The following is a 26,300-nucleotide window of genomic DNA, read 5'->3' as shown; positions in this document are numbered from 1 at the left end:
CGTTACTCTCCTTTCTCGCGCAACGACGTACCGATGGTCTGCATCGCCTTTTGCATTGCCATGGCGTCGAGCTTCTCGAACGGCAGGTTCACGAACAATTCGATGCGCTTTTTCAACTGGACGAACGTCTGCAGGAACGCGCGTCGCTTGTCCTCATCGCTCCCCTCGATCCGCGAAGGATCGGGCACACCCCAATGCGCCTTGGACGGATGACCCGGCCAGATCGGGCAGACTTCGCCTGCGGCGTCATCGCAAACGGTGAAGATGAAGTCGATTCGGGGCGCCCCCTCGTTGGCAAATTCATCCCAGCTCTTGCTCCGAAGTCCATCCACGGGGATATTCTGCGAACGCAATAGCGCAATGCCGTGCGGATTCGGCGCCGTCCCCGGATGGCTTCCCGCACTGTAGGCGACGAACCGGTCACCGGCCAGCGCGTTCAGGGCGGCCTCGGCGAGAATCGAGCGCGCTGAGTTGTGCGTGCACAGAAAGAGGACGTTGTACTTGCGTTGTTCGGTCACGAAGTTTCTCCGCTGAGTGGGGAAGGATCGAATTATATCGATAATTCCAATATAATCGAATTGTTGTTGCCCGACAACTTCCGCTGGTCGGTGATCCGTTGAAGCGGGCGGGCTTGTCACTGGGTGACGTGCCCCTTTGGGGCGGGCAAGCGCGTGAGTCTGCCGCCGTCATCTCGATAGGCTTAGAATAGTCGCCTGACTTTTGCCATTGAGTACCATGAAGGAAAACGACGCAATCAAAGCGCTATCCGCGCTGGCGCAACCCACCCGTCTCGCGGTTTTCCGTCTGCTGGTCGCGGCCGGCCCAAGTGGGCTCAGCGTTGGCGTCATTCAGGAAACACTCGGACTCGCCAGCGCCACCTTGTCGTTCCATCTCAAGGAATTGGCCCACTCCGGGCTCGTCGCATCTCGCCAGGAGGGGCGTTTTATCTACTACGCCCCTGCAATCGAGCACATGAATGACCTCATCGACTTTCTGACAGAAAACTGCTGTCAGGGAGCCGACGTGTGCGCGCCGAAGAAGACGCTCAAGTGCAAGCCGAAGACGACGGTGGCCGCCTGATTGTCCTGGCCGCCCGGCAGGGTCGCCGAACGGCATCGGCGTCTTCGGCAGCCATTAGGCGCTCGACCGGCTGCGACAACGTTCGAGGCGGTCGGACCGACGGCCACCACAGGTCGCACTTCGGTTCGACGACATCGGCATGCCATCGGCTCACTTACGATTTAGCTGCTTGGCTCGCTTGGTCCGCTTGGTCCCGCTTGGTCCGCTTGACCCGCACGAGGCTCATGCGGTGCCGCGTTGCACGTCTCGGCGGCGCAACAGTTCTCAAGCAAAAAACCGATCAATGCCTGCATGTTCTCGTAATGGGCACGGTAGATGACGTGTCGCCCCTGTGACCGTCCTTCGATGAGCCCGGCATGCGTCAGCTCTTTCAAATGAAATGACAGACTCGGTGACGGCATGTCGAGTGCGTCGGCGATTGCACCGGCACGCATGCCCGACGGCCCCGCGCTTACAAGCAGGCGAAATGCCGCAAGACGCGACGCCTGGGCAAGCGCGGCAAGGGCCGTCACCGCGCGACTCGAATCGAAGGTCGTCACGGCTTAGTCGACCTCGTCTTGATGCGACTGTGTGTTCAGCCCCATTGCGAGCGACGCAAGATCGGTGTTCCCGTCAAGCGGCCGGCCTTCCTCGACGCGCTCGCTGTACCGGTCGACGAGGTAGTCTGCGTGAGCGCGCAGCAACAGCGTGAACTTGACGAGTTCCTCCATCACATCGACAAGGCGGTCGTAGAACGGCGACGGCTTCATACGCCCTGCGTCGTCGAACGCTTCGTAGGCTTTGGCAACGGATGACTGGTTGGGGATGGTGAACATGCGCATCCAGCGCCCGAGTTGGCGCAGTTGGTTCACCGTGTTGAACGATTGAGAGCCGCCGCTGACTTGCATGACCGCGAGCGTGCGCCCCTGCGTGGGCCGAATGCCCCCCATGGACAAGGGAAGTTGGTCAATCTGGGTCTTGATGACGCCCGAAATAGTCCCGTGCCGCTCAGGGCTGCACCAGACCTGCCCCTCGGACCATACCGACAACGCGCGCAACTCCTTGACCTTGGGATGATCGTCTGCCCCGGCATCGTCGGGATAGGGCAGGCCGTGAGGATCGAATATGCGCGTCTCGGCCCCGAACAATTGCAGCAGGCGAGCCGCCTCTTCTACCAGAAAACGTGAATAGGAACGCTGTCGCAGCGAGCCATACAGCAGCAGGATTCGGACCGGTTCCGCACCCGGCATTCCAAGTCGCGCCGCGATGGAGGTGTCCAGAAAGTCGGTGCGTGCGGCCGGAAATGCGCAAGCGTCCATGCTAGGTGTCGTCATCGAAGGGCTTCGTCCAGTATTCTACGTTTCCAAGTTTATGGAATTATCAAAGGATTGCAAGTAGAATCGCCGGAGGCAGCGTCGGCCAGGTCTGGAAGCGCCTTTGCGGAGCACGCCAATTTCAGAGTGCTTCGGGGCCGCACGGTATGGAACGCAACCCATCGAGTCCGCAGTCGGATCGGACCTGGCGTATTTGCACCGCGCTACGGAGCGGCGAATGGCATGATGACGACTCTGCGCGGCACCCTTGTGCAGCTTGATGTCTTGATATGGACGCAAGGCTACGGAGGGATCAGCGGCCTGCTCTCCATTCCGTCCAACATCGCGAAAGGCACTTGGCCTGATTCCGCCGCTGCGATATGGCGCGTTCAAAGGCAGTACGCGCTCGCCGAGTGGATGGTCCTCGCTGTGTCTTTGGTCGCGACGGTGTCGTTTGCTTTCGCCGTATATTTCGCCCAAGGCGCCAGAATGGCGAAACACGAGACATCGCCGCCGGCAATTTCCCCGGAGTCATCCCGATGAACGACAACGGCATCAGAATTCGCAGTGCCAGTGCAGATGAATTGCCCAGGATTCGTGAAATGTTGGCCGATTGCGGCCTACCGTGCGACGACGTCACCCCGTCTGCCGGGATCGACTTTTTCGTCGCCGTAACGAGCGCGCATTCCGTGGTCGGGTGTGTCGGATTGGCGTCGTTTGCCACGATTGGCTTGCTGCGCTCCCTCGCTGTTGCGGAACAGGCCAGAGGAGGGCAGATCGGACATGCGCTGATCGCCGTCGCCGAAGCGCAAGCCCGACGGCGAGGCGTTGTCGACGTGTACCTGCTGACGACGACTGCGAGTCGCCTCTTCGCCCGGCAAGGCTACGACGTCGTCGAGCGTCGCCTCGTGCCGGAGGTGCTGCAACGCAGCGCGCAGTTCGCTACGCTGTGCCCCGCGTCGGCCGTTTGCATGCACAAAGACATGGGCGCAACGGCATTGCGGGTAGCGTCGTCCGACGCTCACCCCTAACTTCGGGCTCACGCGCGACGAACACCTCGCAACGTCTACGCGTGCCGGTCGACGCGCGGCCGCCGCCGCATTAGCGACGCGGCGGCGAGCGCATGACGCCGGTGGTTCATCCGGTCGCCGCGCCTTCTCGGGTCATCGGCGCCCGGATGCCGATCTCATTTCCCTGCCAGCATCGAACCGCGTTCGCGTAAGTTCACGTGCATGTCGAACGCGCGCTCCAACGCGTGCGGTGTTTGCCCGCCATAGCGCAGTGCGTCGCGATAATAGTCGCGCAGCAGGTCCCGATAGCTTGGGTGCGCGCAATGCTCGATCACCAGCTTCACGCGCTCGCGCGGCGCGAGTGTGCGCAGATCGGCGAGGCCCTGTTCCGTCACGATGATGTCCACATCGTGCTCGTTGTGATCGACGTGCGGCACCATCGGAACGATGCTCGAGATCTTGCCGTCCTTGGCAATCGACTTGGTGGCGAAGATCGCCATGCGGGCGTTGCGAGCGAAATCGCCCGAGCCTCCTATGCCGTTCATCATGTGCGTGCCGCCCACGTGCGTGGAATTCACGTTGCCGTATATGTCTGCTTCCAGCGCGGTGTTCAACGCAATCAGCCCCAGCCGTCGAATGACTTCCGGATGGTTGCTGACTTCCTGCGGACGCAGGACAAGCTTGTCCCGGTAACGCTCGAGTTGCCGGAACACGCGATCCTGCACCGACTGCGACACCGTGATCGACGAGCCCGACGCGAACACCATCTTGCCCGCGTCCATCAGGTCGAATGTCGAGTCCTGAAGGACCTCCGAATACATCGTGAGGTTCTCGAACGGCGAGTCGATGAAGCCTGCGAGCACCGCGTTGGCAATGGTGCCGATGCCCGACTGAATCGCGGGCAGTGTGCGCGGCAGCCGGCCGCGCGAGACTTCATGCTGGAAAAATTCGATGAGATGGCCGGCAATGCACTGCGTGTGCGCATCGGGCGGAAGTGCGTTGGAGGCGCTGTCCGGCGTGTCGGTAATGACGATGGCGGCAATCTTCTCCGGCGCAATCTGCACGACACGCGTGCCGACACGGTTGCGCACGTCGACAATCGGCAGCGGCATGCGGTGCGGACGCTGGCTCGGAATCCAGATGTCGTGCATGCCTTCGAAAGCGAGCGGCTGGGCCAGATTGATCTCGACGATCACCTTTTCCGCAAGGATCGCAAAGCTCGCCGAGTTGCCGACCGACGAACTCGGCACGAGCCCGCCATCTTCGGTAATGGCGACAGCCTCGATCACGGCCACGTCGAGCTTGCCGAACTGACCTGTGCGCAGGAATTCAACCGTCTCCGACAGGTGCTGATCGACAAACATCACCTCGCCGCGGTTGATTGCGCTGCGCAAGGTCGTGTCGACCTGGAACGGCAAGCGCTTCGCGAGTACGCCCGCTTCCGTGAGCGTCTTGTCGGAATCGTGCCCCAGCGATGCACCGGTGATCAGCGTGATCTTCATCGGGTGGGCTTGCGCGCGCTTGGCCAGTGCAATCGGCATGTCCTTGGCGTCGCCGGCGCGGGTGAATCCGCTCATGCCGACCACCATGCCGTCGCCGATCAGCTTTGCAGCATCGTCGGCACTCATCACCCGGTCGCGCAGCGACGCCAGGCGGATGCGGTCTTCATACATTGTCAGGCTCCTCGTCTCTCTTATTGGAATCTCTCGATCTCTTGGCGTCGCGGCTAAAGGCAAGCCCATCCGCGCCTGACTCGAAGTGTATTGACCCGGTGTCTACATTTCCAATATATTGAACGCGCATTTTCAATACTTTTTATGTCTTGAAGACATCGAACACTGGCGGGGCCGGGCTGACAGAGGAGGGCTCATGGAATTGCGGCATTTGCAATATTTCATTGCGGTCGCCGAGGAGCGTCATTTCACGCGGGCGGCCGCGCGCGTCGGCATCCAGCAGCCGCCGCTGAGCCTGCAGATCCGGCAGCTCGAGGCGGAATTGGGCGGGCCGTTGTTCGTGCGCTTGCCACGCGATGTCGTGCTCACAGCACTGGGTGAGGCGTTCCTGCCGGAGGCGAGGCAGGTGCTGGAGCGGGTGGAGCGCGTCAAGCGCAGAATGCTGCAGATTTCACACGGCGACGCGGGCCATATCCGCATTGGGTTTGCGGGGGCGACATACTTCGAGCCGCGCATTCCGGCGTGGATCCGTGACTTCCGCGCCCGGTATCCCGACGTGCAACTCCATCCTCAACAGAGCAACACGGCGAGTCTGCTGGCGGCGCTGTTGGACGACGGCGTCGACGCGGCGTTCGTGCGCACGCCGTTCGAGATGCCGGCGGGCGTCGTGAGCGTTCCGGTCGCCGATGAGCCGATGGTGCTGGTGTTGCCGCTTGGACATGCGATGTGTACGCGGGAGCGCGTCCCGCTGGCGGCGCTCGCCCAGGACGAGTTCATTTTGCTGCCGCGCGAGATCAGCCCCGCGTTGTACGATCGCACGATCGCGGCTTGCGAGTCGGCAGGGTTCCGGCCGAAGCTGGGGCAGGAGGCGCCGCAGATTACATCCATCGTGCCGATGGTGGCCGCCGGGTTCGGGGTATCGCTGGTGCCTGCGTCGGTGAGCCAGATCCGCACACCCGGCATGGGGTTCTGGCCGATCGACGGCGACGTGCCCCATGCGCCGATCAGCCTCGCTTATCGCGCGGACCACGGTTCGGCCGCACTCGACCGGTTTATTGCGATGTTGCCTGCAGATTCGCCAGACAGTAGCGGCAGCGGACCGCTTGACGCTTGATCGTCTCGGCGCAGTAGGGGCAGCGCTTTTCGTCACCCGCGAGGGTCGTGCCTTCATTGGCCGCCGACGAGGATATCTGGCCGATTGGGCCGTTCGCGAGATGCGCAGCGAGTGACGATATCGCCGGCGCGAGGGCGATGGGCGCGTGGGCGCCCCCGGGGCTCGGGGTATCGGTGTAGGCATCGTAGCCCCGCTGACGCGGGCTCGGCACGGCATCGTCACGCGTGGGCAGCCACCCATTGGCGCGCAACCTGCCGACGAGCAGCGGGTGAATCGTCAGCGAGTAGAGCAAACAAGTGGCGGGCAGTGAAAACGCCAGCGCCGATTCCTTCCAGATCAATGCGGGGCCGATGGCGAGGACGGTCCAGGCGAGCGCATGCCACGCAAAGCCATACGCCAGCAAGTAGAGCGGGCCGAGGAAGAATGCCGCGACGCACGACATATACGTGATCGCGACGACATCGCCGTTCGCCGGATTGCGAAATTTGAGTGTCATGGCGAGGTTGTGAACGCAGTGGGGGAAGCACCACATTACCGGAGCGCCGACCCCATTTCGTCCCCCCTGAGAATGCCGTTGGATCGTCGACGGCGCTCAAACCGATTGGGCCGCAGCACGAGCGGCATCCGGCAAATTACCGAGAGTCGCGACCGCAATTCCGAACTACAGTGAAACTGCCGTGGCTCAGACGTGCCCCCGACCTCCACGGACTATCCGGCTCGCCGCATCGGCGGGCCGCTTTTTTTTCGTCCGTTTGTCGAGATTCTTGAACATGCTAGGATTTCCGAAAGAACAGCATGGGTCGGCAATCCCATTGCTGTCATTGGAAAGAGGGGGACATGTGACGCAATCATTCCGTTTTTCTTGGCACTACGTCAGCAACACGCCGCCCGGGCGCCCGTTCGACCTGGAGGGGGCCATTACGCCGCGTACCGACGCGCGCTTCGACGGTGCCGTCGATGCGTACTGCGAGGGGCACTACATTGGCCGTTGCGAATTCTCCAGCATCGACGCCAACGATGCGTCAGACGCGGCACAGCAGATCCGCAAGCGCATCGAGCGCCGCATCGAAGACCGCGTCGCCGGCGAAAGCGAGACCTCGCACTGACCGCTGGACTTATCGAAGCACTTGCCGAAGCACTAATCGCACCATTTATCGCACCATTTATCGCCGCATCGATCGCTGCGTCAATCGCAACACTCCCCGCGCATCACATGCGTACCGCAAGCGTATCGCACGCAAAGCGACACCGCCGGTGGCGGTCGTTCAGCGCCAGCGATGGCAGCATCGACTGCCCCAGCCACCCCAGCCGCGTCCCCATGAAAATGAAAACGACACAGGGTTGACCCACGGCGACGGGGCGAACGTCGGGTAGGCCGAATAGGCCGAATAGGCTGGATAGGCAACGTACGCCGGGTAAGCCGGGTAAGCCGAATACGTCGAATAAGTTGGATAGGCCACGTAGGCTGCGTCCGGCGAATACACGACGGCACCGGACGGCACATGCACCGTTGGCGGCGGGACATAGTCCGGCGGTACGGGAGACCCATTGGGATTGGCGGGAGCGCGCGGTGCTGGCTGGCTCGGTGGTCGGTAATCCGGCGGCACAGGCGAGCCGTTTGGATAGGTCTCACGCCGCGCCGTGCCCGCAGGCGGCGGCGGAACCGGCGACGATCTCACAGCGGCCGCGGAGACACGCGGCGTGGGCACCGGCGTGGTCGCCACATCGGCGGCACCCGGCGTGCCGGGCGCCGCCCGCATGGCTTGCGGCGCGAAAGGGGTGGGAGACAGCGTGAGCGCGCCCCCTGGATACGGCACGACATAGCAGCCGGCGAGCGGCAACACACAGAGCAGGGTAACGAGCGGCGCGAATTTCATGGAGACGAGTGTAGCGCAGGACTGCGCGCCGCCAGCCATGCCGCCGACGCGCCTGGATCACGATCCGTGAATGCCAGTGAGCACGAAGGGACTCGCGATCGAGAGGCAAAAAAAACGGCCAGCAATTTGCTGGCCGTGAAATCCACCAGGAGGAGGTGGAGGAGACAGGTGCAACTATATCAGGGAAATCCCTAGACGGGTTAACCTTTGCTGGAAATATCTGTAGAAAAACCACAACTGCGACAATTCGTCGCGTTGGCACACGTCAATCGCCCAATTCCATGTCCCGCATGGCTCTGCGATGCGCGACCCAGGCGTCATCCCATGCTCCCGATGGAGAAAAACCACAAACCCGATCGTCAGGGTCCGCTTCAGCGACCCTTTAATCTCGTTCGGCCCGTGCGTCCAAGGCGATTGGCATCCTCCGAAAATCTAAGTGTTAACACTAGGCATTGATTTACGTTCGGCGATATAAACTTCCGCAAAGCGTAATTTCATGGGCGACGGGGGTGGCTTGTCCGCAGTTCGTCCCGATGCATGAAATGCCTTGCTGGCCTGACCGGGCGGCAGGGTGCCGGGTGTGCGGCGACGACTGGAGAGACCGGCGCCTTGACCGGTACGCAATGCCACGAAGTTGCGAAAACGTTTGGAGACACGATGAAAGCAGCAGAAGTGAATGTCGGCGCGCTGATCGACGAGAGTCGTTTGGGGGCTTATCAATGGTGGGTGATCGTGCTGTGCGCGATGTGCCTGGTGGTGGATGGTTTCGATGTCCAGGCCATGGGTTATGTGGCCCCTGTGGTGATTCGCGAATGGGGTATCGCCAAGGAAACGCTCTCGCCGGTGTTCGGCGCGGGCCTGTTCGGCATGCTGGTCGGCTCGCTCACGTTCTCGGCGCTGGCCGACAAGTTGGGCCGCCGCCCGGTGCTCATCGGTGCGACGTTGTGCTTCTCCGTGTGCATGATGGTCACCGGTTTTGCCAACACGATTACGGAACTGGTCATCTGGCGCTTTGCGGCCGGGCTGGGCCTGGGGTGCATCATGCCCAACGCAATGGCGCTTGCGGGGGAGTACAGCCCGCGCCGCATTCGCGTGTCGCTCATGATGATCGTGTCGTGCGGCTTTACGCTGGGCGGTGTGGTCGGTGGCCTCATCACGGCGGCCATCATTCCGAGTCTGGGCTGGCGCGCGGTGTTCTACATCGGCGGCGCCATTCCGCTGGTGCTCGGCGTGCTGATGTGGATCTCGCTGCCCGAGTCGATTCAGTTCCTGATGTTCAAAAAGAGCGATAGCGCACGTATTCGCAAGCAATTGCTGCGTGTGGCGCCGGGGGCCAGCGTTCCGGCCGACGCCCGCTTCGTGCTTGACGAGCAAAAGGGAGAAGGCGTGCCGTTCATCGAGTTGTTCAAGGACGGCCGAGCGCGTGTGACGCTGCTGCTCTGGGTCATCAACTTCGCCAACCTGCTCGACATGTACTTCCTCTCGAACTGGTTGCCGACGGTGATTCGCGACGCGGGCTATTCGACGCAAGTCGCCGTGATGGCGGGGACTGCGCTGTGGGCCGGCGGCGTGATCGGCACGCTGCTGCTCGGCCGGGTGATCGACCGGGTGGGCTTCACGAGCGTATTGGCCGTGACGTTCCTGATCGCGATCGCAGCGACGGCGGCGATCGGCAATCCGGTGGTGATGGTGTCGATGCTGGCGGTGTTCATCGCGATCTTCTTCGCGGGTTTCTCGATCATCGGCGGACAACCGGCGCTCAACGCGCTGGCCGCAACGTATTACCCGACGTCGCTGCGCTCTACCGGCATCGGCTGGAGCCTCGGTATCGGGCGAATCGGTTCGGTGCTCGGTCCGGTGCTCGGCGGCGCGCTCATGCATCTGCAATGGTCGTCGTCGTCGCTGTTTCTTGCGGCGGCGGTGCCGGCGTGCGTTTCGCTGATCGGCGTGTTGGCGATTGCCCGCACGCAGCGCGGTAGCGGCGGCAATCTGCGCACGGCAGCGGCTGGCTGACGGTGTCAGTACCGCGGCCCCGACGGCTTTGCCAGGCGCTGCAGCCAGGGGTCCGATGACGAATCGCGATCGAGTATGAAAGTGCGGCGCCCGCCAGCGTTATCATGGCGGGCGTCGTTGTTTGCGCGGCGTCGCCTGCGGCGCGACAGGCTTCGCACCGAACCCTCCGAGCTCTCATGACATCGACGTCCGAACGCTGCGCTGCGTTGCCTTCCGAGCGGGTGTTGCTCGGCATTCTCGGCCTGTTCATGATGATCGCGCCGGCGTCCACCGACATGTATCTGCCGGGGCTCGTGACGATGCGCCACGCGTTGGGGGCAAGTGCGGCAGCCACGCAGCTCACCCTCTCATACTTCTTCCTGGGGTTCGCCTTCGGACAGCTCGTGTGGGGGCCGCTCGCGGATCGGTTCGGACGTCGTCGCCCGATGGCCGCGGGGATCGCGCTGTATATCTTTGGCAGCATCGGCTGTGCGTTCGCCGATACCATCGATCACATGATGGCATGGCGCTTCGTGCAGGCACTCGGCGGCTGCGCCATGCCGGTGATTGCCCAGGCGATCGTGCGCGACGTCTACGGGCCGCGCAACAGTGCGCGGGCCTTTTCGATCATGTTGCTGGTGATGAGCGTTGCGCCGATCGTAGCCCCCCTCGTCGGCGGCCAGATGCTGCGTTTCACGACATGGCGGGTCATCTTCGGCGTCCTCGCGGCGTTCGGCGCGGTGGCGATGCTCGCCCTGTGGCGTCTGCCGGAGACCGGGGCCGTCCATGCGCGACAGTCGGGCGGCCCGCGCGCCGTCGCGGCGTCATATTGGCAGTTGCTGCGCGATACGCGTTTCGTCGGCTACACGCTGGCGGGCGGGGCGGTCTTTGGCGCGTCGTTCACCTACATTACCGGCACGCCGCTGGTGTACATGGAGTACTTCCATGTGTCGCCGCAGTTTTTCGGCGTGCTTTTCGGGATCAACATCGTCGGCATGGCCGCAATGACGATGTTCAACTCGCGTCGCGTGGGGCAGTTGGGTGCGTATCGCCTGATGCGCGCCGGCATTGTTGGATGTGCGATCGTCACGTCCGTGTTGTGCGCGACGGTTTGGCTGGGCTTCGCGTTGCTGCCGCTCATGGTGGCGCTGCTGTTCCTGTTCATGTCGCTGCGCGGCATCATCACCGCGAATTCCGTCGCCGGGGCGCTTGCCGATCACCCCACGCGCGCGGGTGCGGCGGCGGCGCTCGTGGGCAGCGTGCAGTATGGCTTCGGCTTCGCAGCGGGTGGCCTGCTCGGTGTGCTCAACGACGGTACGCCACGTCCGCTCGCAACCGTCATGTGCGGCTTCGCCTTGCTCGCGCTCGTCATGCTGCTCACGATGTTGCGCCAGCCGCAGCACGCCCCTTGAACGCGTCAGGCCCCAACGCCTGAACCGGCGGTGTCAGGATCGGCGTAGCGACCGTCGGTAAAGCGAATAAGGGGCGCCGTGGCGCCCCTTCGAACTCGCGTCAAGCTTGCGTCATTGCGTCAAGCGACGCCGCACCTCATAGGGCCAGCACCAGCTTCTTGCCGCAGGCGCGCGAGCAGCAGGCCATCATCTTTGTGTTGGTCTCGCGCTCGGCGCGTGTGAGTACCACGTCGCGGTGTTCTACCTCGCCCTCCAGCACCTGCACCTCGCAGGAACCGCACAGCCCTTCCTCGCAGTCGCTCTGCACGTCGATGTTCGCGGCGCGCAGTGCCGTGAGCAACGTCTGATCGGCCGGTACCGTCAGCGTGATGCCCGAATCCTTGAGCGTGACGTCGAACGCGTGCGATGTCTCGGGGTCGAGCGTGCCCAGTTGCGACTGGAAGTGTTCAACGCGCAGCGTGTCGTCCGGCCAGTGCGCACAGCACTGTGCCAGCGCGTCGAGCATGCGCGCGGGGCCGCACGCATAGACGTGCATGTCGTCTTGCGGCGTGGCGAGCAGGCGGGCGTAGTCGGCGCGCCGGCCTTCGTCTTTCACCCACAGATGCAGACGCTCGCCGTGCAGCGCCTGGAGTTCGTCGATCAGCGCCATCGTGCGACGGCTGCGGCCGCTGTAGTGGATTTCGTAGTCCATGCCCAGCGCCTTCGCCCGGCGCGCCATGGCGGCAATCGGGGTCACGCCGATCCCACCCGCCACGAAGATCGCGCGGGAGGTCGTTTCATCCAGCCGGAAGTGATTGCGCGGGCCGCGAATGCGCAGCCGGTCGCCGGCCTTCACCTGCGTGTGAACCCAGTTCGAGCCGCCACGGCCTTCCGGTTCATGCAGCACGGCGATTTCCAGCGCGCCGGTGTCCGACGGGTCGCCGCACAGCGAATATTGACGTGACAGCCCGGTATCGCCACATTCGATGTCGATGTGCGAGCCGGGCGCCCAGCGCGGCATGGCGCGGCCGTCCGGGGCGACCAGACGCAGCTTGACGATACCCTCGGCCACCTGCGCGACGGACTCGACCACGACCGGCCGCGTCACGCTATGCCCCGAGGGCTCGCCGATGCGCACCGGCGACTGACGCGCCAGCACGGACGGATCGTGACGCTCAGGGTTCTGCGCGGGGTCCCACTCAACCCAGACATGCTCCGGCCCCCGGAACGAGGTGTTGGGCACGTAGGTGAACGTCTGCTCGGCGAGCTTCATGTGCGGCAGCCGGCGCGTGAACTCTTCAAGGAAGATCTGCATTTCCATGCGCGCGAGGTTCTTGCCCATGCATTGATGCGATCCGTAGCCGAACGTCAACTGATCGCTCGCGTTTTCGCGGCGCACGTCGAACAGGTCGGCGTCGGTGAAATGCGCTTCGTCATGATTGGCGGACGATGTGACGATCAGCAGCTTCGCGCCCGCCGCGATGTCGATGCCGCCAACGGTGACGTCCTTGGTGACGAGACGCCGCCACGCGGCGACCGAGCCGTTATGGCGCAGGCACTCCTCCACTGCGTTCGGAATCAGCGAGGGGTCGTCGCAGATCTCGCGCCAGACGTCCGGGTGTTGAAGCAGCAGTTTCATGGCATTCGCGGTGGCGTTGGCGGTGGTCTCGTGCGCCGCCACGATGCCTGCCATCATCATCGAATGCAGATAGGAATCGGTGACGACTTCCGGGTAGTCCTTTTGCTTGCGAATGCCGTACTGCATCCAGCCCGGGCCCTCCGGGTTCTGGCGCATCTTGTCGAGGATCTTGCCGGCCAGTTGCCAGAAGTTGCCCACGGCGTGGGCAACGGCAACCTGCTCTTCGGGTTTCGGCCGCCCCCACGTGTTGACCGTGTGCGCGATGGAGTACTCGCGCAGCTTGTCCATGTCCTCCTCCGGCACGCCGAGGAAGTGAAGCGCCACCGTGAGCGGCACTTCCCACAGCATCTGGTCGACGAGATCGGCGCGGCCGTCGTTGACGAAGCGATCGACATACTCGCGCGCGAGTTGGCGGACCAGCGGTTCGTGATGCTTGAGATGCTCGGGCGTGAACGGCTCCATCAGCACGCGACGGCGCGGCATGTGCGCCGGTTCGTCTTCGTTCACAAGCGTGCGGTTGAGCGCGAAGCCATACGATGCGAGCACGGCATTCGCTTCCGGCCCGGTCGGTGTGATCTTCTCCAGCGCAATCGAGGGGCTGAACGTGATGTTGTCGCGGAAGATCGCCTTGATGTCGTCGTAGCGCGTGACCACCCAGTAGCCGAGCTTCGGGCTGTAGAACACCGGCTCCTGCTCGCGCGCCCAACGCACGTACTCAGGCGGGTCCTGCTGGTAACCGTCCTCGAAGGGATCGAAATCGGCAGCACGCGCACTCACCGGGCAGCCATTGGGTGCCTTGGCGGGAGATGCCTGATGAAAAGGGCAGCCGCCAGCGTTGGCTGCGGCAGTCTCGGGGGTGGGGGACATCGTTTGGCTCATCCGTTCACGCTCTCTGGGTCGGGTGCGACGACGGCCGTTCCGGGCTCGCGACGACGCACGCAATAAAACAAGTGTAGAGGAGTGCCGCGCGATCGGGCCACGCGTGCGCACCGGCACGTGCACCCGACCCGGCCGAGTCGGCTGAACGTGCTGGATTGGCCGGGACGTCTCCTCATTCCGATGTGCTCCGCACCGGCTACCCGGTCGCCTGCAGCGCCGGGGCGACGATGCGCGCCTATCATCGGGGCAGCCGCGCATCCATCGTGCGCTCACATTCTTTGAATCTGATAAGCGTAAATATAATACGCATTGCGTAAATTGGTGGACTGGGGTTAACCTCTAGTCCTGCCGATGCCGGACAACGTCGATTTGCATCATAGAATCTCGCCAATGACGACAAGCAAACGATCCACAGCAGGGCGTCCGCGTAGTGCGGCCGCGACTTCCAGCGTATCGGACGGCCTCGCGGCGTCTGGCACAGAGCCCGTCGATGCGCCTCGCGAGCGCGGCCGCCGGCAACGGGTGCAATCGGCCGAGACCGGCATGGTGGTGCTCAAGGGACTGGCCCGGCTGGGCGGGCGTGCCAGCCTCACGGCGCTCGCGCTGCATGTTCAGCAGAGTCCCGCCAAGGTGCACCGGTATCTGATGAGCCTCGTGGAAGAGGGGCTCGTGGCGCAGGACACCGATTCGCAGCACTACCACCTCGGTCTCGAAGCAATGCTCATTGGCGTGGCCGCGATGCGGCAGGCCGACCCGGTGCGCGCGTCCGAACCCGCGCTCGTCCGCCTGCGCGAAGCGTTCGAAGTCACCTGTTTCATTGCCGTCATGGGCAACAAGGGGCCGACCATCGTACGGTTCGAGGAGCCGGGTCTGCCCGTGACGATCAACGTGCGCATCGGTTCCGTGATGTCGGTTCTCTGGTCGGCCGCCGGCCGCGTTTTCCTGGGCTTGCTCGACGACCCGCAAGTACTGGCGATGGCCGAAGGCGAGTTGGCACTGGCGACGCCCGAACAGCGTGCACAGCTCGATCCTGTCGATCCCATCGGTGCGTTGCGCGCCGAGGTGCGCGCCGCACAAGGCGCGAGCGTTCGCGATACCAATCTGACGGGCATCAGCGCGCTGGCTGCGCCGGTCTTCAACTACGACGCTCGCCTCGTCGGGGTGATCACGGCGCTCGGTGCGACGGGCGGGTTCGACGCGCGCATGGACGGCCCCATCGGCGAGGCCGTGCGTCGCGAAGCCCTGGCCGCGAGCCATGCGTTGGGCTATCGACCGCCGCTGGTTCCGCCGCGCACGTCTTCTGCGTGAGTCAGTTGCAGGCGGTCTCGGTGCGACATGCCGGCCGGTTCGCGACGCAGGGCGAGCAGGGTGTGCGTTCGCATCGTCGGCCGCTTGCCGGTATTCAGTTGGCAGAACTGACTTTCGGTTTTGGGATTTGCGACAGCGGATCTTGGCTTTTGCTTGTGGCGCAGGGGCAATCGTCGGGAATTTAGGCTATTCTGATCCGCTGTTTTGCCTACCGTCATCGACTTCCTGGAGGAGAAGCCCATGCGCCGTTGCTCGCGCCTTAAGGTCGCTGCCGTTCTGACGGCTCTTTCCTTGCCGATGGTGCCGCTTGCGGCGCATGCCAAGGCACTCACCGTGTGCACCGAAGCCAGCCCGGAAGGCTTCGACGTGGTGCGCTACAACTCGCTCACGACGACCAATGCGTCGGCCGATCCGGTCTTCAACCGTCTGGTCGAATTCGATGCTGCGCAGGGGAAGGTGGTGCCGAGCCTGGCGACCCACTGGGAAGTGAGTCCCGACGGGCTGACGTACACCTTCACGCTGCGCCCGAACGTGAGCTTCCACAGCAACGCCTTGTTCAAGCCGACGCGGCCGTTCAATGCCAACGACGTTGTCTTCACGTTCGATCGCATGCTCAACGTCAATGCGCCGTGGCACAAGCTCACGCCATCGGGCTTCCCGCACGCGCAATCGCTCTCGCTGGGCAAGCTGATCAAATCGGTGCGCAAGATCGACGACGACACGGTTCGCTTCACCTTGTCCGAACCGGATGCCGTGTTTCTGTCGATGCTCTCGATGGGCTTCGCGTCGATCTACTCGGCTGAGTATGCCGACAAACTCATCGCGATCAACAAGCCTGGCGAGTTGAATGCGCGTCCCATCGGCACCGGGCCGTTCATCTTCCGCAGCTATCAGAAGGACAGTGTCATACGGTTCGACGCGAACAAGGCGTACTTTGGCGGCGCGCCGGCGTCGGAGCGCCTCATCTACACGATCGTGCCCGATGCGGCCGTACGTGCCCAGAAGGTCAAGGTCGGAGAATGCCAGATCGCGCTGTCGCCCACGCCGCTCGACGTGCGCGCCGCGCGTGGCGACAAGGCCCTCAAAGTGGTGGAGACGCCTGCGTTCATGACGGCGTTCGTCGCCATCAACACGCAGCACAAGCCGCTCGACGACAGGCGCGTGCGTCAGGCGCTGAACATGGCGTTCGACAGAGCGAACTACGTGAAGCAGGTGTTCGAGGGCGCCGCGACCCCGGCCACCAATGTGTACCCGCCCAACACGTGGAGTTTTGCGAGGAACGTGATGGCGTATCCGTTCGATATCGTCAGAGCGAAAAAGCTGTTGGCCGACGCGGGCTTCCCGAAAGGGTTCACAACGACGATCTGGACGCGTCCCGGCGGTAGCCTGCTTAACCCGAATCCGCGCATGAGTGCCGAGATGTTGCAGAGCGATCTCGCCAAGATCGGCGTAAAGGCGCAGATCAAGACCGTGGAGTGGGGTGAGCTGATTCGACGCGCCAAGGCCGGCGAGCACGACCTGCTGTTCATGGGCTGGTCGGGCGACAATGGCGATCCGGATAACTTCCTGACCCCGCAGTTCAGTTGCGCGGCGGTGACGTCGGGCACCAATTTCGCACGCTTCTGCGACAAGGACCTCGACCGACTCATCGATGAAGGTAAGCGTGTGAGTGATCTCGCGGCGCGTACCGTGAAGTATCAGGTGGCGCAGCGAATGATCAAGGACGATGCGCTGTGGATTCCGCTCGCTCACCCGATTGCAGCGGTCATCACGCGTGCCGGCGTGACAGGGTATCAGGTGAGCCCATTCGGTCGTCAGGACTTTGCGACGGTGCAGGTCAAGTAAATCCCCGGCGGTTCCGCAAACCGTGTCCAGCCCCGGACACGGTTTGCACATATCCACCTCATGCCTCCGTGCGCCCCGTTTCATGCATGCTTGATTCGTCCGGCTGATGGTCATGGCGCCGGGGCCGGTGGGTATCGGCGTTTCAGGAACGATACACTTTTCGCACGCGATGTCGCGATCTCTCGCAAGTCAAGGTATTAGTTCCTTTTAAATCAATGGGTTGATTCGACTGGCACGAAATTCGCGTATGTGAATCGTGTATGGCGAAGCGCCAACCCGAATTCCCCGCAGGCAGTTGGCAAGGAGTCCCTGTGCATGCACGCACGGGTCGGCCAGCTATTGCCCGCGTTTTCGCTGATGCGCTCACGCCGTAACGCAGCACCTTCTGGCGGGGTGCTGTGTATCACGAGGTGAGTGTGCGCGTGCACGGGGAGGGGACCATGAACGGGTTCAAGGCGACGTTGGTAGCGGCGGCGGCGGCGGCCATGCTGTGTGGCATTTCGATCAACGCTTCGTACGCTGCGGGCGGTGGAGGTGGTGGGCGCGGCGGAGGCGGCGGCATTGGCTTTGGCGGAGGCGGCATCGGCGGACTGGGTGCCTTCGGTGGTCCAGGCGGCGCAGGTCACGGCGTAGGTATCGGCATCGGTGGCGCTGGAAGTTGCGGATGCGGTAGCCATGGTGGTGGCGGCGGTGGCGGCGGCGGCGGTGGCGGCGGTGGCGGCGGTGGTGGTGGCGGTGGCGGCGGTGGCGGTGGCGGTAATGCCCCCGGCGGTGGCAGTGGTGGTGGCGGCGGCGGTGGCGGTAGTGGTGGTGGCGGTAGTGGTGGTGGTGGTGGTGGTGGCGGTAGTGGTGGTGGTGGTGGTGGTGGCGGTAATGCTCCCGGCGGTGGCGGTGGTGGCGTCGGTGCCAGCAGCGGCGGGGGAGGAGGTGCATCCGGCCCGGGTGGACGTGGCATCGGAGGCGCGGCAGGCGGGAACGGACTTGCCGCATTCGGCGGTCCCAGCGGTTTCGGTGGCGGCGGCGGTGGATGCGCGATGAATGGCCTGAACGGCGAGGAGACGTGTCCGTGAGCCAGTCTTGGCGGCCGGCATGCGCTCGGCACAGCGCATGCGATGGCCCCGGTTCGCAACGCTTGACCTTATTAGTGAGTCTCGCAGGTTAATCGTCGGTTCCTGATTCGACCGGCTGACGGCCTCGCTGTCAGCCGTGCCACCCCCCCGGCCCGTGATCAGGCAGTTCTCCCGGCGATACGCCCCTTCGGTGATACGAAGGGGCGTTTTTTTATTGGGTTGGATGGATGACGCGAGCGATGGATATGGAAATGCCGATTATGTATTTCGCGTCAACGCTTGCCTATGGCAGCATCCGGGGGCTGGGGCGCGCGAGGGGGCTGCCGTCCGTCCGCGACCGGCGTGGACCCATCCGGTCCGCATGACATCGAATGGGTGCTCAACAGGTGCCCGATTGCAAAAGGAGAATTCGCACATGCTGTCCCGTCAATTGATCAACGCGTTCCTCGGCGCTACCCTTGCGCTGGCATCGCTCGGCGCCACGGCTCAGACGGCTGAGAAGCCGCTGAAGGTCGGCACCATGGCCGGCTCCGACGCGCAGATCTTCGACGTTGTGAAGAAGGTCGCGCATCAGCGCGGCCTCGAAATCAAGGTCATCGAGTTCAGTGACTACGCTCAGCCGAACGCCGCGCTCGACGCCGGCGATCTTGATGCCAACGGCTTCCAGCACAAGCCCTTTCTGGACAGCCAGGTGAAGGATCGCGGCTACAAGATCGTGAGCGCCGGCCTCACCTATGTCTCGCCACTGGGCTTCTACTCGAAGAAATACAAGTCGCTGAAGGACCTGCCGAATGGCGCCAAGGTCGGCATCCAGAATGATCCGTCCAACGGCAACCGGGCGTTGCTGCTGCTGCAAAAGGAAGGCTTGATCAAGCTACGTTCCGGTGCTGGCGTGGGCGGTAAAAACGCCACGCCGCTCGATATTGCCGAGAACCCGAGGAAGCTGAAGATCGTGGAATTGGAGGCCGCGCAATTGCCGCGCGCACTGCCGGATCTGGACGCCGCCTCGATCAATACCAACTTCGCCGCGCAGGCCGGTCTGGTCCCCAAGCGCGACGCCATCGCCATCGAAGATCTGAAGGGCCCCTACGCCAACCTGATTGCCGTGCGCACCCAAGACCTGAACAAGCCGTGGGTCAAGCAATTGGTTGATGCTTACCACTCCGACGAAGTAAAGAAATTCATCGAAACACAGTTCAAGGGGGCGTTGATCCCGACGTGGTAAGCCTGCGCACGCATGCGTCATGCACGATGCGCCCATCGCTCGGGGCTGCCGCGAGCCGGGGTTTCGACCCCGGCAGCGCCATGTCGCTATCGGTCAACGATCGCGACGCAGGCATGAAGACATTTGACTAGAATGAAAGCGAGATTCCGACCGACGGGAGGTCGCTATGTCCATGTTGAATGTCTCGATGATGCTTGTGGCGCTGCTTGTCGGTTTCGCCATCGGCATGCTTGTCGATCATTTCTGGGTGACGCATCACGACGAGCCGTCCGACCACAGGCGCCTGAATTGGCACGAAATGTGGGACCGCATCCGTCATCAGCATTGATGCAGGTCTGCGTCGGACCGATACGGGTCAGCCGTCCGAGGCGTCGCGCAGCTTGCGCCAAAGCGTCGACCGGCTGATGCCGAGCGCTTCGCATGCGGTGCTGCGGTCGCCGCCGCACGCCGCCAGCGCGGTGCGAATGCGTGCGAGTTCCTCGGCTGCGCGACGGGCACGGCCTGTCAGCGGGGCGGGGGGCCTCGCGCCGATGTCTGCACTGGCGACGCCATCGAGGTGAGCATCACGCGCGCCGATTATCCGTCCGTTGTTCGTTTTTGCAACATCGGGCGGCGTCGCCATGTCTGCCCCGTCCGGCATCGCCCCCAGTTCCGGCGCAATCTCGATCAAGCGCGCGTGACTGATCTCGCGCGCATCGACGACATCCGCGCACACGACGGCAATTCGCTCAAGCAGATTTTCCAGTTCGCGGACATTGCCCGGCCAGCGATACGCGGCGAGCAGCGGTAGCAGCGACGCCTGCAACGCATCGACACTCATACGCGCACCCGCGCGCGCCAGGGCGCGCTCGAGAAAGAGCGGGGTGAGGCGCGGCAGATCGTCCATGCGCTCGCGCAGGGGGGGCAGCACCATGCGCAGAATGTTGAGTCGATAGTACAAGTCTTCACGAAACATGCCGGCGGCCACCCGTTGACGTAGATCGCGGTGTGTGGCGGCGATCACGCGCACGTCGCAGGGTACGGGCTCGTTCGCGCCGAGACGCAGCACCTCGCGCTCCTGCAGTACCCGCAACAAACGTGTTTGGAGCGGCATCGGCATTTCACCGATTTCATCGAGAAAAATGGTGCCGTTATGCGCTGTCTCGAACAGGCCCGCCTTGCCGCCGCGCCGTGCGCCGGAGAAGGCGCCGTCCTCATAGCCGAACAGCTCGCTCTCGAGCAGTGTCTCCGGGAACGCTGCGCAGTTGATGGCGACGAACGGGTAGTCGCGCCGCCGGCTTGCGTTATGAATGCCCTGTGCCAGCAACTCCTTGCCGGTGCCGCTCTCGCCGTGCACGAGCACTGTCGAGTCGGTCTGCGCATAGCGGCGCGCCAACGCGCGCACCTGTGTCATCGCCTGTGAGTCCCCAATCAGATCGTCGAGGCGATAGCGCGCCACGAGATGCCGTGGGCGATGGCGCGAACGCAGCGAGCGATCGACGCGCGCAAACGACTGCGAGTCCTGACAAGTCAACAACGCGCCCGTGAGCGTGCCCTGATCGAGCAGTGGAATGCGGTTGATGACCCACGTCTTGCCGGCCATCGAGACGATTGCCTCGAGTTCGGCGCTTGCGCTCTCCAGCGTTCGTGCGATGTCGAGCGCCGGGGCGATGGCGTCGAGCACACGGCCGAGCGCATCGGCAACCGTTACGCCAAGCATGCCCGCCATCGATGCGTTGATCGCTTCGATTCGTCCGTTCAGATCGACCGCCGCCACACCTTCATGCAAGTGTCGCAATACCGTATCGAGTCGCTCGCGCCGTTGCGCTTCGATGCGCCCGAAGCGCGCCACTTCGAGCGCGGTGTCGAACGCAGCGCGCACCGAGTCCTGGGAATAGAGAAAGACCCCCGTGAGCCCGGCGCGTTCGGCGAGTTCGGTCACCAGGCCGGGGCCGACGATGACCTCCATGCCGTCGTCGCGCAGCCGGTGTACGAGGTCTTCGGCGTCGTGAGCGTCGAGATAGGCGTGCTGCGAGATTTCGAGGTGGAAGGCGCTCCTGAAGCGCTCGAATTCGGGCGCAGGGCGGGCGTATGACACGAGCGCGATGCGCGACGTGGGCGAGGGCGACGGCAGGGCGCGGCGTGCCCGGGCCAGGGCATGCATCACATCAAAGCCCGTCACCTTCACGAGCACCACGGGCAGCGCCACGCGCTCGCGCAGGAATGCGCCATTCGAACCGGCCGCGACGATGCCGTCGACGCTGCCGGCCGGCAGGCGCGCCAAGGCATCGATGACGGCTTCATAGCCTTTGTCGATGATCTGCACATCGGCTTGCGCGGCGTAGTCGGGCACGATGTCCCGATACAGCTCGCCAAGCTTGCTGATGCCCACGGCCCAGATCACCGGCTTGCGAACCGCGGCGGCCGGTAATGCATACCCCGCGGCATACCCCGCGCGAGAGACGCTCGCGGCAGAGGCGGGCAGACGGGACGGTACATCGGTGGCGGTGCTATCGGGCATGGTGTATTTCGTCGACATATGTGCGGCGGGCGGGCTGGCGACGTCAACAGCGTCACGCGGATCGTAGCATAAAGCAACATGGTGTTTCACATTGCGTTTCAATATGAAACAATGTGCGACGCAACCGAGGCGTGTAGTCCGACAATCGACTTGGCGCGAATGCCAGGAGCGAGAGAAATTTCTGCTGTTAAATGAATGCTTTAGGCGTATGTTGCCGATGGTGGCGCCTGCAGGCGGAGCGGTCTGGCACGACCATTGCTATGCTAATGGCCACAACTCAACCCACGTGCGATCCAGCGGCGCTTCACGGCCACACCCGCACGACACGACCAAGGGACTCACGTGACGCATTCCATCCGTTCGGCCGGCGCCGCTTTCCGCGAGGCCGTCAAAACAGAGCAACCGTTGCAGGTGGTCGGTGCCATCAATGCGAACCACGCCTTGCTGGCCAAGGCGGCCGGTTTCAAGGCGATCTATTTGTCGGGCGGCGGTGTGGCGGCGGGGTCGCTGGGCCTGCCTGACCTGGGCATCTCGACGCTCGACGACGTGCTGACCGACGTTCGCCGCATCACCGACGTGTGCGATCTGCCGTTGCTTGTCGACGTCGATACGGGCTTTGGACCGTCGGCGTTCAACATTGCGCGCACGGTGCAGTCGCTCATCAAGTTTGGCGCGGGCGCCATGCATATCGAGGATCAGGTCGGCGCGAAGCGTTGCGGCCATCGTCCGGGCAAGGCCATCGTGAGTCAGCAGGAGATGGTCGATCGCATCAAGGCGGCGGTCGACGCCCGCACCGACGAGAACTTCGTCATCATGGCGCGCACCGATGCGTTGGCCGTCGAGGGGCTTCAGGCGGCCATCGACCGTGCGTGCGCGTGCGTCGAAGCCGGTGCCGACATGGTGTTCCCGGAAGCGATGACCGAGTTGCCGATGTACCGCCAGTTCTCGGATGCGGTGAAAGTGCCAGTGCTCGCGAACATCACCGAGTTCGGCGCGACGCCGCTCTTCACCGTGGAAGAACTCAAGAGCGCACAGGTCGGTCTCGTGCTGTACCCGCTCTCGGCTTTCCGCGCCATGAACAAGGCGGCGGAAAATGTGTATCACACGATTCGTCGCGACGGCACGCAAAAGGCCGTGCTCGACACCATGCAGACCCGCGCCGAACTCTACGAGAGCATTGGCTACCACGCTTACGAACAGAAGCTCGACGCACTGTTCGAACAACAGAAATAACCGAATCCCTGAACCTGGAGGAATGAGCATGAGCGAGACGACTGCCACCGGCTTCAAGCCGAAGAAATCCGTCGCCCTGTCGGGGGTGACCGCGGGCAACACCGCCCTGTGTACCGTGGGGCGTTCGGGTAACGATTTGCACTATCGCGGCTACGACATTCTGGATCTGGCCCAGACCTCGGAGTTCGAGGAAATTGCGTACCTGCTCGTCTATGGCAAGTTGCCGAGCGTGGCCGAGCTGCGCGGCTACAAGGCCAAGCTGAAGTCGCTGCGGGGCTTGCCGGCCGCCGTCAAGGACGCGCTCGAAACCGTGCCCGCCGCTGCGCACCCGATGGACGTGATGCGCACGGGCGTCTCGGTGCTCGGCACCGTACTGCCCGAGAAGGACGACCACAACGTGCCGGGCGCGCGCGACATCGCGGACCGTCTGATGGCCAGCCTCGGCTCGATGCTGCTGTACTGGTATCACTTCAGCCAGAACGGCGTGCGCATCGACGTGGAGACGGATGACGACAGCATCGGCGGTCACTTCCTGCATCTGCTGCACGGCGAGAAGCCGTCGGATCTGTGGGTCCGTGCAATGCACACGTCGCTGATTCTGTACGCAGAACATGAATTCAATGCATCTACCTTTACGGCGCGCGTGATCGCGGGCACGGGCTCGGATATCCACTCGGCCATTACCGGCGCCATCGGCGCGCTGCGCGGTCCGAAGCACGGCGGTGCGAACGAGGTGGCGTTCGAGATTCAGAAGCGCTACGACTCGCCTGACGAAGCCGAGGCCGATATTCGTCGCCGCGTCGAGAACAAGGAAGTGATCATCGGTTTCGGCCACCCGGTCTACACGGTGAGCGATCCGCGCAACAAGGTCATCAAGGAAGTCGCGCACGAATTGTCGAAGGATCAGCAGAGCACGAAGATGTACGACATTGCCGAGCGCCTGGAATCGGTGATGTGGGACGTCAAGAAAATGTTCCCGAACCTGGACTGGTTCAGCGCGGTCAGCTACCACATGATGGGCGTGCCGACCGCGATGTTCACGCCGCTGTTCGTGATTGCACGCACGTCGGGCTGGAGCGCGCACATCATCGAGCAGCGCATCGACAACAAGATCATTCGTCCGAGCGCCAACTACACGGGGCCGGAAGATCAGCAGTTCGTGCCGATCGAAAAGCGCTGAGGCTGTCTGAATCAGGCATTTCTTTCCCGGATAGCCCGGCACAGCGGCGGCCTTCGCGCCGCTGTGCCGCGCAGGCGTCCGGCACGCAGGGACATCGTCTGCACACGCTGTACACCGCCATAGGCCGGGCCGACACCTTCCTCACATGATGAACACCGAATACCGCAAATCCCTGCCCGGGACGTCGCTCGATTATTTCGACGCCCGCGCCGCCGTCGAGGCCATTGCGCCGGGCGCCTACGACACGCTGCCTTACACGTCGCGCGTGCTGGCTGAGAACCTCGTGCGCCGCTGCGATCCGGCGGCGCTCACTGAGTCGCTCAGGCAACTGATCGAGCGACGCCGCGATCTCGACTTCCCGTGGTTCCCCGCACGGGTGGTCTGTCACGACATTCTTGGTCAGACTGCGCTCGTCGATCTCGCCGGTCTGCGCGACGCGATCGCGGCGCAAGGCGGTGACCCGGCACTCGTCAACCCGGTCGTGCCGACGCAACTCGTTGTCGACCACTCGCTCGCGGTCGAGTGCGGCGGCTTCGATCCGGACGCGTTCGCGAAGAACCGCGCCATCGAGGATCGTCGTAACGAAGACCGGTTCGATTTCATCAACTGGACGAAGCGAGCGTTCCGCAATGTCGACGTGATTCCGCCGGGCAATGGCATCCTGCACCAGATCAATCTGGAGCGCATGAGCCCGGTCATACAGGTCGCGGACGGTGTGGCCTATCCCGACACGCTCGTGGGCACCGACTCCCATACGCCGATGGTGGATGCGCTGGGCGTGATCGCCATCGGCGTGGGCGGTCTCGAAGCGGAGAGTGTGATGCTCGGGCGCGCATCGTGGATGCGTCTACCGGATATCGTCGGTGTGGAACTGACGGGCAAGCCGCAGCCGGGCATTACGGCAACCGATATCGTGCTCGCGCTCACCGAATTCCTGCGCAAGGCGAAGGTGGTGTCCACCTACCTCGAGTTTTACGGCGAAGGTGCCGCGAATCTCACACTGGGCGACCGCGCAACCATCTCGAACATGGCGCCGGAATTCGGCGCCACGGCGGCGATGTTCTACATCGACGCCCAAACGATCAAGTACCTGAAGCTCACGGGCCGCGACGACGCGCTCGTTGCGCTGGTGCAGACCTATGCGAAGCAGACGGGCCTCTGGGCCGACAGCCTCACGCAGGCGCAGTACGAGCGCGTGCTCAAGTTCGATCTGTCGAGCGTCGTGCGCAATATTGCGGGGCCGTCGAATCCGCACAACCGTGTGCCGACGAGCGAGCTGGCGGCGCGTGGCATCAGCGGCAAGGTCGAGAACGAAGCAGGGCGCATGCCCGACGGCGCTGTGATCATTGCGGCGATCACGAGCTGCACGAACACCAACAATCCGCGCAACATGGTCGCGGCCGGTCTGTTCGCGCGCAACGCCAACCGGGCAGGCCTGCTGCGCAAGCCTTGGGTCAAGAGTTCGCTGGCGCCCGGCTCGAAGGCCGTCACGCTGTATCTGGAAGCGGCGGGGCTGCTGCCGGAGCTCGAAAAGCTCGGCTTTGGCGTGGTGGCCTATGCCTGCACGTCGTGCAACGGCATGTCGGGTGCGCTCGATCCGGTGATCCAGCAAGAGATCATCGCGCGCGATCTCTATGCCACGGCCGTGCTCTCGGGCAACCGCAACTTCGACGGTCGCATCCATCCTTATGCGAAGCAGGCGTTTCTCGCGTCGCCGCCGCTGGTGGTGGCCTACGCCATTGCAGGAACGATCCGCTTCGACATCGAGAAGGACGTGCTGGGCGTCGATGCCGATGGCAAGCCGGTGAAGCTCGCGGATCTGTGGCCAAGCGACGAGGAGATCGACGCGATCATCGAGAGCAGCGTCAAGCCGGAGCAATTCCGCCGCGTGTACGAGCCGATGTTCGCCGCATCGATCGAGCAAGGCGAGCGGGCCGAGCCGCTGTACGACTGGCGTGAAATGAGTACCTACATCCGTCGTCCGCCGTATTG

23 protein-coding genes are annotated in these 26,300 nt (G+C 63.6%); 15 read left to right on the top strand and 8 right to left on the bottom strand.

Annotated elements, in window-relative coordinates; all coding sequences use genetic code 11:
• Window positions 1-2: 2 nt before the first annotated feature.
• Complete coding sequence (locus ACE3UG_RS20570) at window positions 3-518, bottom strand: arsenate reductase ArsC (protein WP_374627401.1); 516 nt, start codon at window positions 516-518, stop codon at window positions 3-5.
• A gap of 217 nt (window positions 519-735) precedes the next feature.
• Between ACE3UG_RS20570 and ACE3UG_RS20565 the strand changes: the two genes are divergently transcribed.
• Window positions 736-1,080 carry an ArsR/SmtB family transcription factor gene (locus ACE3UG_RS20565; protein ID WP_374627399.1) on the top strand — a complete coding sequence of 115 codons (345 nt, stop codon included), beginning with the start codon at window positions 736-738 and terminating at the stop codon, window positions 1,078-1,080.
• Between the two features lie 161 nt (window positions 1,081-1,241).
• On the opposite strand, the gene ACE3UG_RS20560 is transcribed toward ACE3UG_RS20565, so the two are convergent.
• The gene (locus ACE3UG_RS20560) at window positions 1,242-1,619 is read right to left on the bottom strand and encodes an ArsR/SmtB family transcription factor (protein ID WP_374627397.1); all 378 of its coding nucleotides are present in this window, start codon (window positions 1,617-1,619) and stop codon (window positions 1,242-1,244) included.
• Between the two features lie 3 nt (window positions 1,620-1,622).
• A complete protein-coding gene (gene arsH / locus ACE3UG_RS20555; protein WP_374627395.1) occupies window positions 1,623-2,393 on the bottom strand; it encodes an arsenical resistance protein ArsH in 771 nt (256 codons plus the stop codon).
• A gap of 222 nt (window positions 2,394-2,615) precedes the next feature.
• Here arsH and ACE3UG_RS20550 point away from each other — a divergent pair, with 222 nt between their 5' ends.
• Together ACE3UG_RS20550 and arsN2 are read left to right on the top strand one after the other, a co-directional pair.
• On the top strand, window positions 2,616-2,915 hold the full coding sequence (locus ACE3UG_RS20550; protein WP_374627393.1) for a hypothetical protein: 300 nt from the start codon (window positions 2,616-2,618) through the stop codon (window positions 2,913-2,915).
• On the top strand, window positions 2,912-3,403 hold the full coding sequence (gene arsN2, locus ACE3UG_RS20545; RefSeq protein WP_374627391.1) for an arsenic resistance N-acetyltransferase ArsN2: 492 nt from the start codon (window positions 2,912-2,914) through the stop codon (window positions 3,401-3,403). The genes ACE3UG_RS20550 and arsN2 overlap by 4 nt, the downstream gene beginning before the upstream one ends.
• Before the next feature lie 155 nt (window positions 3,404-3,558).
• Here arsN2 and ACE3UG_RS20540 read toward each other — a convergent pair whose 3' ends face one another.
• Window positions 3,559-5,055: an acetyl-CoA hydrolase/transferase family protein gene (locus ACE3UG_RS20540; RefSeq protein ID WP_374627389.1), complete on the bottom strand. Its 1,497-nt coding sequence runs from the start codon at window positions 5,053-5,055 to the stop codon at window positions 3,559-3,561.
• A 196-nt stretch (window positions 5,056-5,251) separates the two neighbouring features.
• On the opposite strand from ACE3UG_RS20540, the gene ACE3UG_RS20535 reads away from it, so the two are divergent.
• The gene (locus tag ACE3UG_RS20535) at window positions 5,252-6,169 is read left to right on the top strand and encodes a LysR substrate-binding domain-containing protein (RefSeq protein WP_374627387.1); all 918 of its coding nucleotides are present in this window, start codon (window positions 5,252-5,254) and stop codon (window positions 6,167-6,169) included.
• Here ACE3UG_RS20535 and ACE3UG_RS20530 read toward each other — a convergent pair.
• A complete protein-coding gene (locus ACE3UG_RS20530; RefSeq protein WP_374627384.1) occupies window positions 6,108-6,665 on the bottom strand; it encodes a hypothetical protein in 558 nt (185 codons plus the stop codon). The two genes, ACE3UG_RS20535 and ACE3UG_RS20530, sit on opposite strands and share 62 nt — an antisense overlap.
• A 343-nt stretch (window positions 6,666-7,008) precedes the next feature.
• Here ACE3UG_RS20530 and ACE3UG_RS20525 point away from each other — a divergent pair, with 343 nt between their 5' ends.
• On the top strand, window positions 7,009-7,275 hold the full coding sequence (locus ACE3UG_RS20525; protein ID WP_374627382.1) for a hypothetical protein: 267 nt from the start codon (window positions 7,009-7,011) through the stop codon (window positions 7,273-7,275).
• A gap of 159 nt (window positions 7,276-7,434) precedes the next feature.
• Here the strand turns inward: ACE3UG_RS20525 and ACE3UG_RS20520 are convergent, their stop codons facing one another.
• Window positions 7,435-8,046 carry a hypothetical protein gene (locus ACE3UG_RS20520; protein WP_374627380.1) on the bottom strand — a complete coding sequence of 204 codons (612 nt, stop codon included), beginning with the start codon at window positions 8,044-8,046 and terminating at the stop codon, window positions 7,435-7,437.
• A 657-nt stretch (window positions 8,047-8,703) separates the two neighbouring features.
• Between ACE3UG_RS20520 and ACE3UG_RS20515 the strand changes: the two genes are divergently transcribed.
• Window positions 8,704-10,059 carry an MFS transporter gene (locus tag ACE3UG_RS20515; RefSeq protein WP_374627378.1) on the top strand — a complete coding sequence of 452 codons (1,356 nt, stop codon included), beginning with the start codon at window positions 8,704-8,706 and terminating at the stop codon, window positions 10,057-10,059.
• A 176-nt stretch (window positions 10,060-10,235) separates the two neighbouring features.
• On the top strand, window positions 10,236-11,450 hold the full coding sequence (locus tag ACE3UG_RS20510) for a multidrug effflux MFS transporter (protein ID WP_374627376.1): 1,215 nt from the start codon (window positions 10,236-10,238) through the stop codon (window positions 11,448-11,450).
• 136 nt (window positions 11,451-11,586) lie between these two features.
• Here ACE3UG_RS20510 and ACE3UG_RS20505 read toward each other — a convergent pair whose 3' ends face one another.
• Window positions 11,587-13,947 carry a cytochrome P450/oxidoreductase gene (locus ACE3UG_RS20505; protein ID WP_374627374.1) on the bottom strand — a complete coding sequence of 787 codons (2,361 nt, stop codon included), beginning with the start codon at window positions 13,945-13,947 and terminating at the stop codon, window positions 11,587-11,589.
• Between the two features lie 390 nt (window positions 13,948-14,337).
• Between ACE3UG_RS20505 and ACE3UG_RS20500 the strand changes: the two genes are divergently transcribed.
• The 5 genes from ACE3UG_RS20500 (at window position 14,338) to ACE3UG_RS20480 (ending at window position 19,723) form a co-directional block, all read left to right on the top strand.
• Entirely contained in the window at window positions 14,338-15,255 is a 918-nt protein-coding gene (locus ACE3UG_RS20500; RefSeq protein WP_374627372.1) for an IclR family transcriptional regulator, read from the top strand.
• Window positions 15,256-15,495: 240 nt separating this feature from the next.
• The gene (locus tag ACE3UG_RS20495; RefSeq protein ID WP_374627370.1) at window positions 15,496-17,100 is read left to right on the top strand and encodes an ABC transporter substrate-binding protein; all 1,605 of its coding nucleotides are present in this window, start codon (window positions 15,496-15,498) and stop codon (window positions 17,098-17,100) included.
• Window positions 17,101-17,540: 440 nt separating this feature from the next.
• On the top strand, window positions 17,541-18,170 hold the full coding sequence (locus tag ACE3UG_RS20490; protein WP_374627368.1) for a hypothetical protein: 630 nt from the start codon (window positions 17,541-17,543) through the stop codon (window positions 18,168-18,170).
• Between the two features lie 415 nt (window positions 18,171-18,585).
• Complete coding sequence (locus tag ACE3UG_RS20485; protein ID WP_374627366.1) at window positions 18,586-19,395, top strand: MetQ/NlpA family ABC transporter substrate-binding protein; 810 nt, start codon at window positions 18,586-18,588, stop codon at window positions 19,393-19,395.
• A gap of 166 nt (window positions 19,396-19,561) precedes the next feature.
• A complete protein-coding gene (locus ACE3UG_RS20480; RefSeq protein WP_374627364.1) occupies window positions 19,562-19,723 on the top strand; it encodes a hypothetical protein in 162 nt (53 codons plus the stop codon).
• Window positions 19,724-19,750: 27 nt separating this feature from the next.
• Here ACE3UG_RS20480 and prpR read toward each other — a convergent pair whose 3' ends face one another.
• A complete protein-coding gene (gene prpR, locus ACE3UG_RS20475) occupies window positions 19,751-21,895 on the bottom strand; it encodes a propionate catabolism operon regulatory protein PrpR (protein WP_374627362.1) in 2,145 nt (714 codons plus the stop codon).
• Between the two features lie 342 nt (window positions 21,896-22,237).
• On the opposite strand from prpR, the gene prpB reads away from it, so the two are divergent.
• The 3 genes from prpB to acnA all read left to right on the top strand — a co-directional run.
• Complete coding sequence (gene prpB / locus ACE3UG_RS20470) at window positions 22,238-23,128, top strand: methylisocitrate lyase (RefSeq protein ID WP_374627360.1); 891 nt, start codon at window positions 22,238-22,240, stop codon at window positions 23,126-23,128.
• Window positions 23,129-23,156: 28 nt separating this feature from the next.
• Window positions 23,157-24,308, top strand: coding sequence for a 2-methylcitrate synthase (gene prpC / locus ACE3UG_RS20465; RefSeq protein WP_374627359.1), 1,152 nt, complete (start codon window positions 23,157-23,159; stop codon window positions 24,306-24,308).
• A gap of 148 nt (window positions 24,309-24,456) precedes the next feature.
• The coding region (gene acnA, locus ACE3UG_RS20460; protein WP_374627357.1) for an aconitate hydratase AcnA at window positions 24,457-26,300 on the top strand (1,844 nt) is incomplete at its 3' end.

Origin of the sequence: Pandoraea sp. (assembly GCF_041919235.1) — a bacterium.
In the GTDB taxonomy this organism is placed as follows: Bacteria; Pseudomonadota; Gammaproteobacteria; order Burkholderiales; family Burkholderiaceae; genus Pandoraea.
The sequence above is the reverse complement of the archived record's forward strand: the minus strand, read 5'-3'. Positions and strand labels throughout refer to the sequence as shown.

What these genes read in the sequence shown, in the direction of transcription:
- ACE3UG_RS20535 (WP_374627387.1), top strand. Translation starts at nt 5,252, where the DNA reads ATGGAATTGCGGCATTTGCAATATTTCATTGCGGTCGCCGAGGAGCGT.
- ACE3UG_RS20490 (WP_374627368.1), top strand. Translation starts at nt 17,541, where the DNA reads ATGAACGGGTTCAAGGCGACGTTGGTAGCGGCGGCGGCGGCGGCCATG.
- prpC (WP_374627359.1), top strand. Translation starts at nt 23,157, where the DNA reads ATGAGCGAGACGACTGCCACCGGCTTCAAGCCGAAGAAATCCGTCGCC.
- ACE3UG_RS20530 (WP_374627384.1), bottom strand. Translation starts at nt 6,665, where the DNA reads ATGACACTCAAATTTCGCAATCCGGCGAACGGCGATGTCGTCGCGATC.
- arsN2 (WP_374627391.1), top strand. Translation starts at nt 2,912, where the DNA reads ATGAACGACAACGGCATCAGAATTCGCAGTGCCAGTGCAGATGAATTG.
- ACE3UG_RS20485 (WP_374627366.1), top strand. Translation starts at nt 18,586, where the DNA reads ATGCTGTCCCGTCAATTGATCAACGCGTTCCTCGGCGCTACCCTTGCG.
- ACE3UG_RS20480 (WP_374627364.1), top strand. Translation starts at nt 19,562, where the DNA reads ATGTCCATGTTGAATGTCTCGATGATGCTTGTGGCGCTGCTTGTCGGT.
- ACE3UG_RS20515 (WP_374627378.1), top strand. Translation starts at nt 8,704, where the DNA reads ATGAAAGCAGCAGAAGTGAATGTCGGCGCGCTGATCGACGAGAGTCGT.
- ACE3UG_RS20495 (WP_374627370.1), top strand. Translation starts at nt 15,496, where the DNA reads ATGCGCCGTTGCTCGCGCCTTAAGGTCGCTGCCGTTCTGACGGCTCTT.
- ACE3UG_RS20500 (WP_374627372.1), top strand. Translation starts at nt 14,338, where the DNA reads ATGACGACAAGCAAACGATCCACAGCAGGGCGTCCGCGTAGTGCGGCC.
- ACE3UG_RS20550 (WP_374627393.1), top strand. Translation starts at nt 2,616, where the DNA reads ATGATGACGACTCTGCGCGGCACCCTTGTGCAGCTTGATGTCTTGATA.
- ACE3UG_RS20505 (WP_374627374.1), bottom strand. Translation starts at nt 13,947, where the DNA reads ATGAGCCAAACGATGTCCCCCACCCCCGAGACTGCCGCAGCCAACGCT.
- prpR (WP_374627362.1), bottom strand. Translation starts at nt 21,895, where the DNA reads ATGCCCGATAGCACCGCCACCGATGTACCGTCCCGTCTGCCCGCCTCT.
- arsH (WP_374627395.1), bottom strand. Translation starts at nt 2,393, where the DNA reads ATGACGACACCTAGCATGGACGCTTGCGCATTTCCGGCCGCACGCACC.
- ACE3UG_RS20510 (WP_374627376.1), top strand. Translation starts at nt 10,236, where the DNA reads ATGACATCGACGTCCGAACGCTGCGCTGCGTTGCCTTCCGAGCGGGTG.
- ACE3UG_RS20520 (WP_374627380.1), bottom strand. Translation starts at nt 8,046, where the DNA reads ATGAAATTCGCGCCGCTCGTTACCCTGCTCTGTGTGTTGCCGCTCGCC.
- ACE3UG_RS20565 (WP_374627399.1), top strand. Translation starts at nt 736, where the DNA reads ATGAAGGAAAACGACGCAATCAAAGCGCTATCCGCGCTGGCGCAACCC.
- ACE3UG_RS20540 (WP_374627389.1), bottom strand. Translation starts at nt 5,055, where the DNA reads ATGTATGAAGACCGCATCCGCCTGGCGTCGCTGCGCGACCGGGTGATG.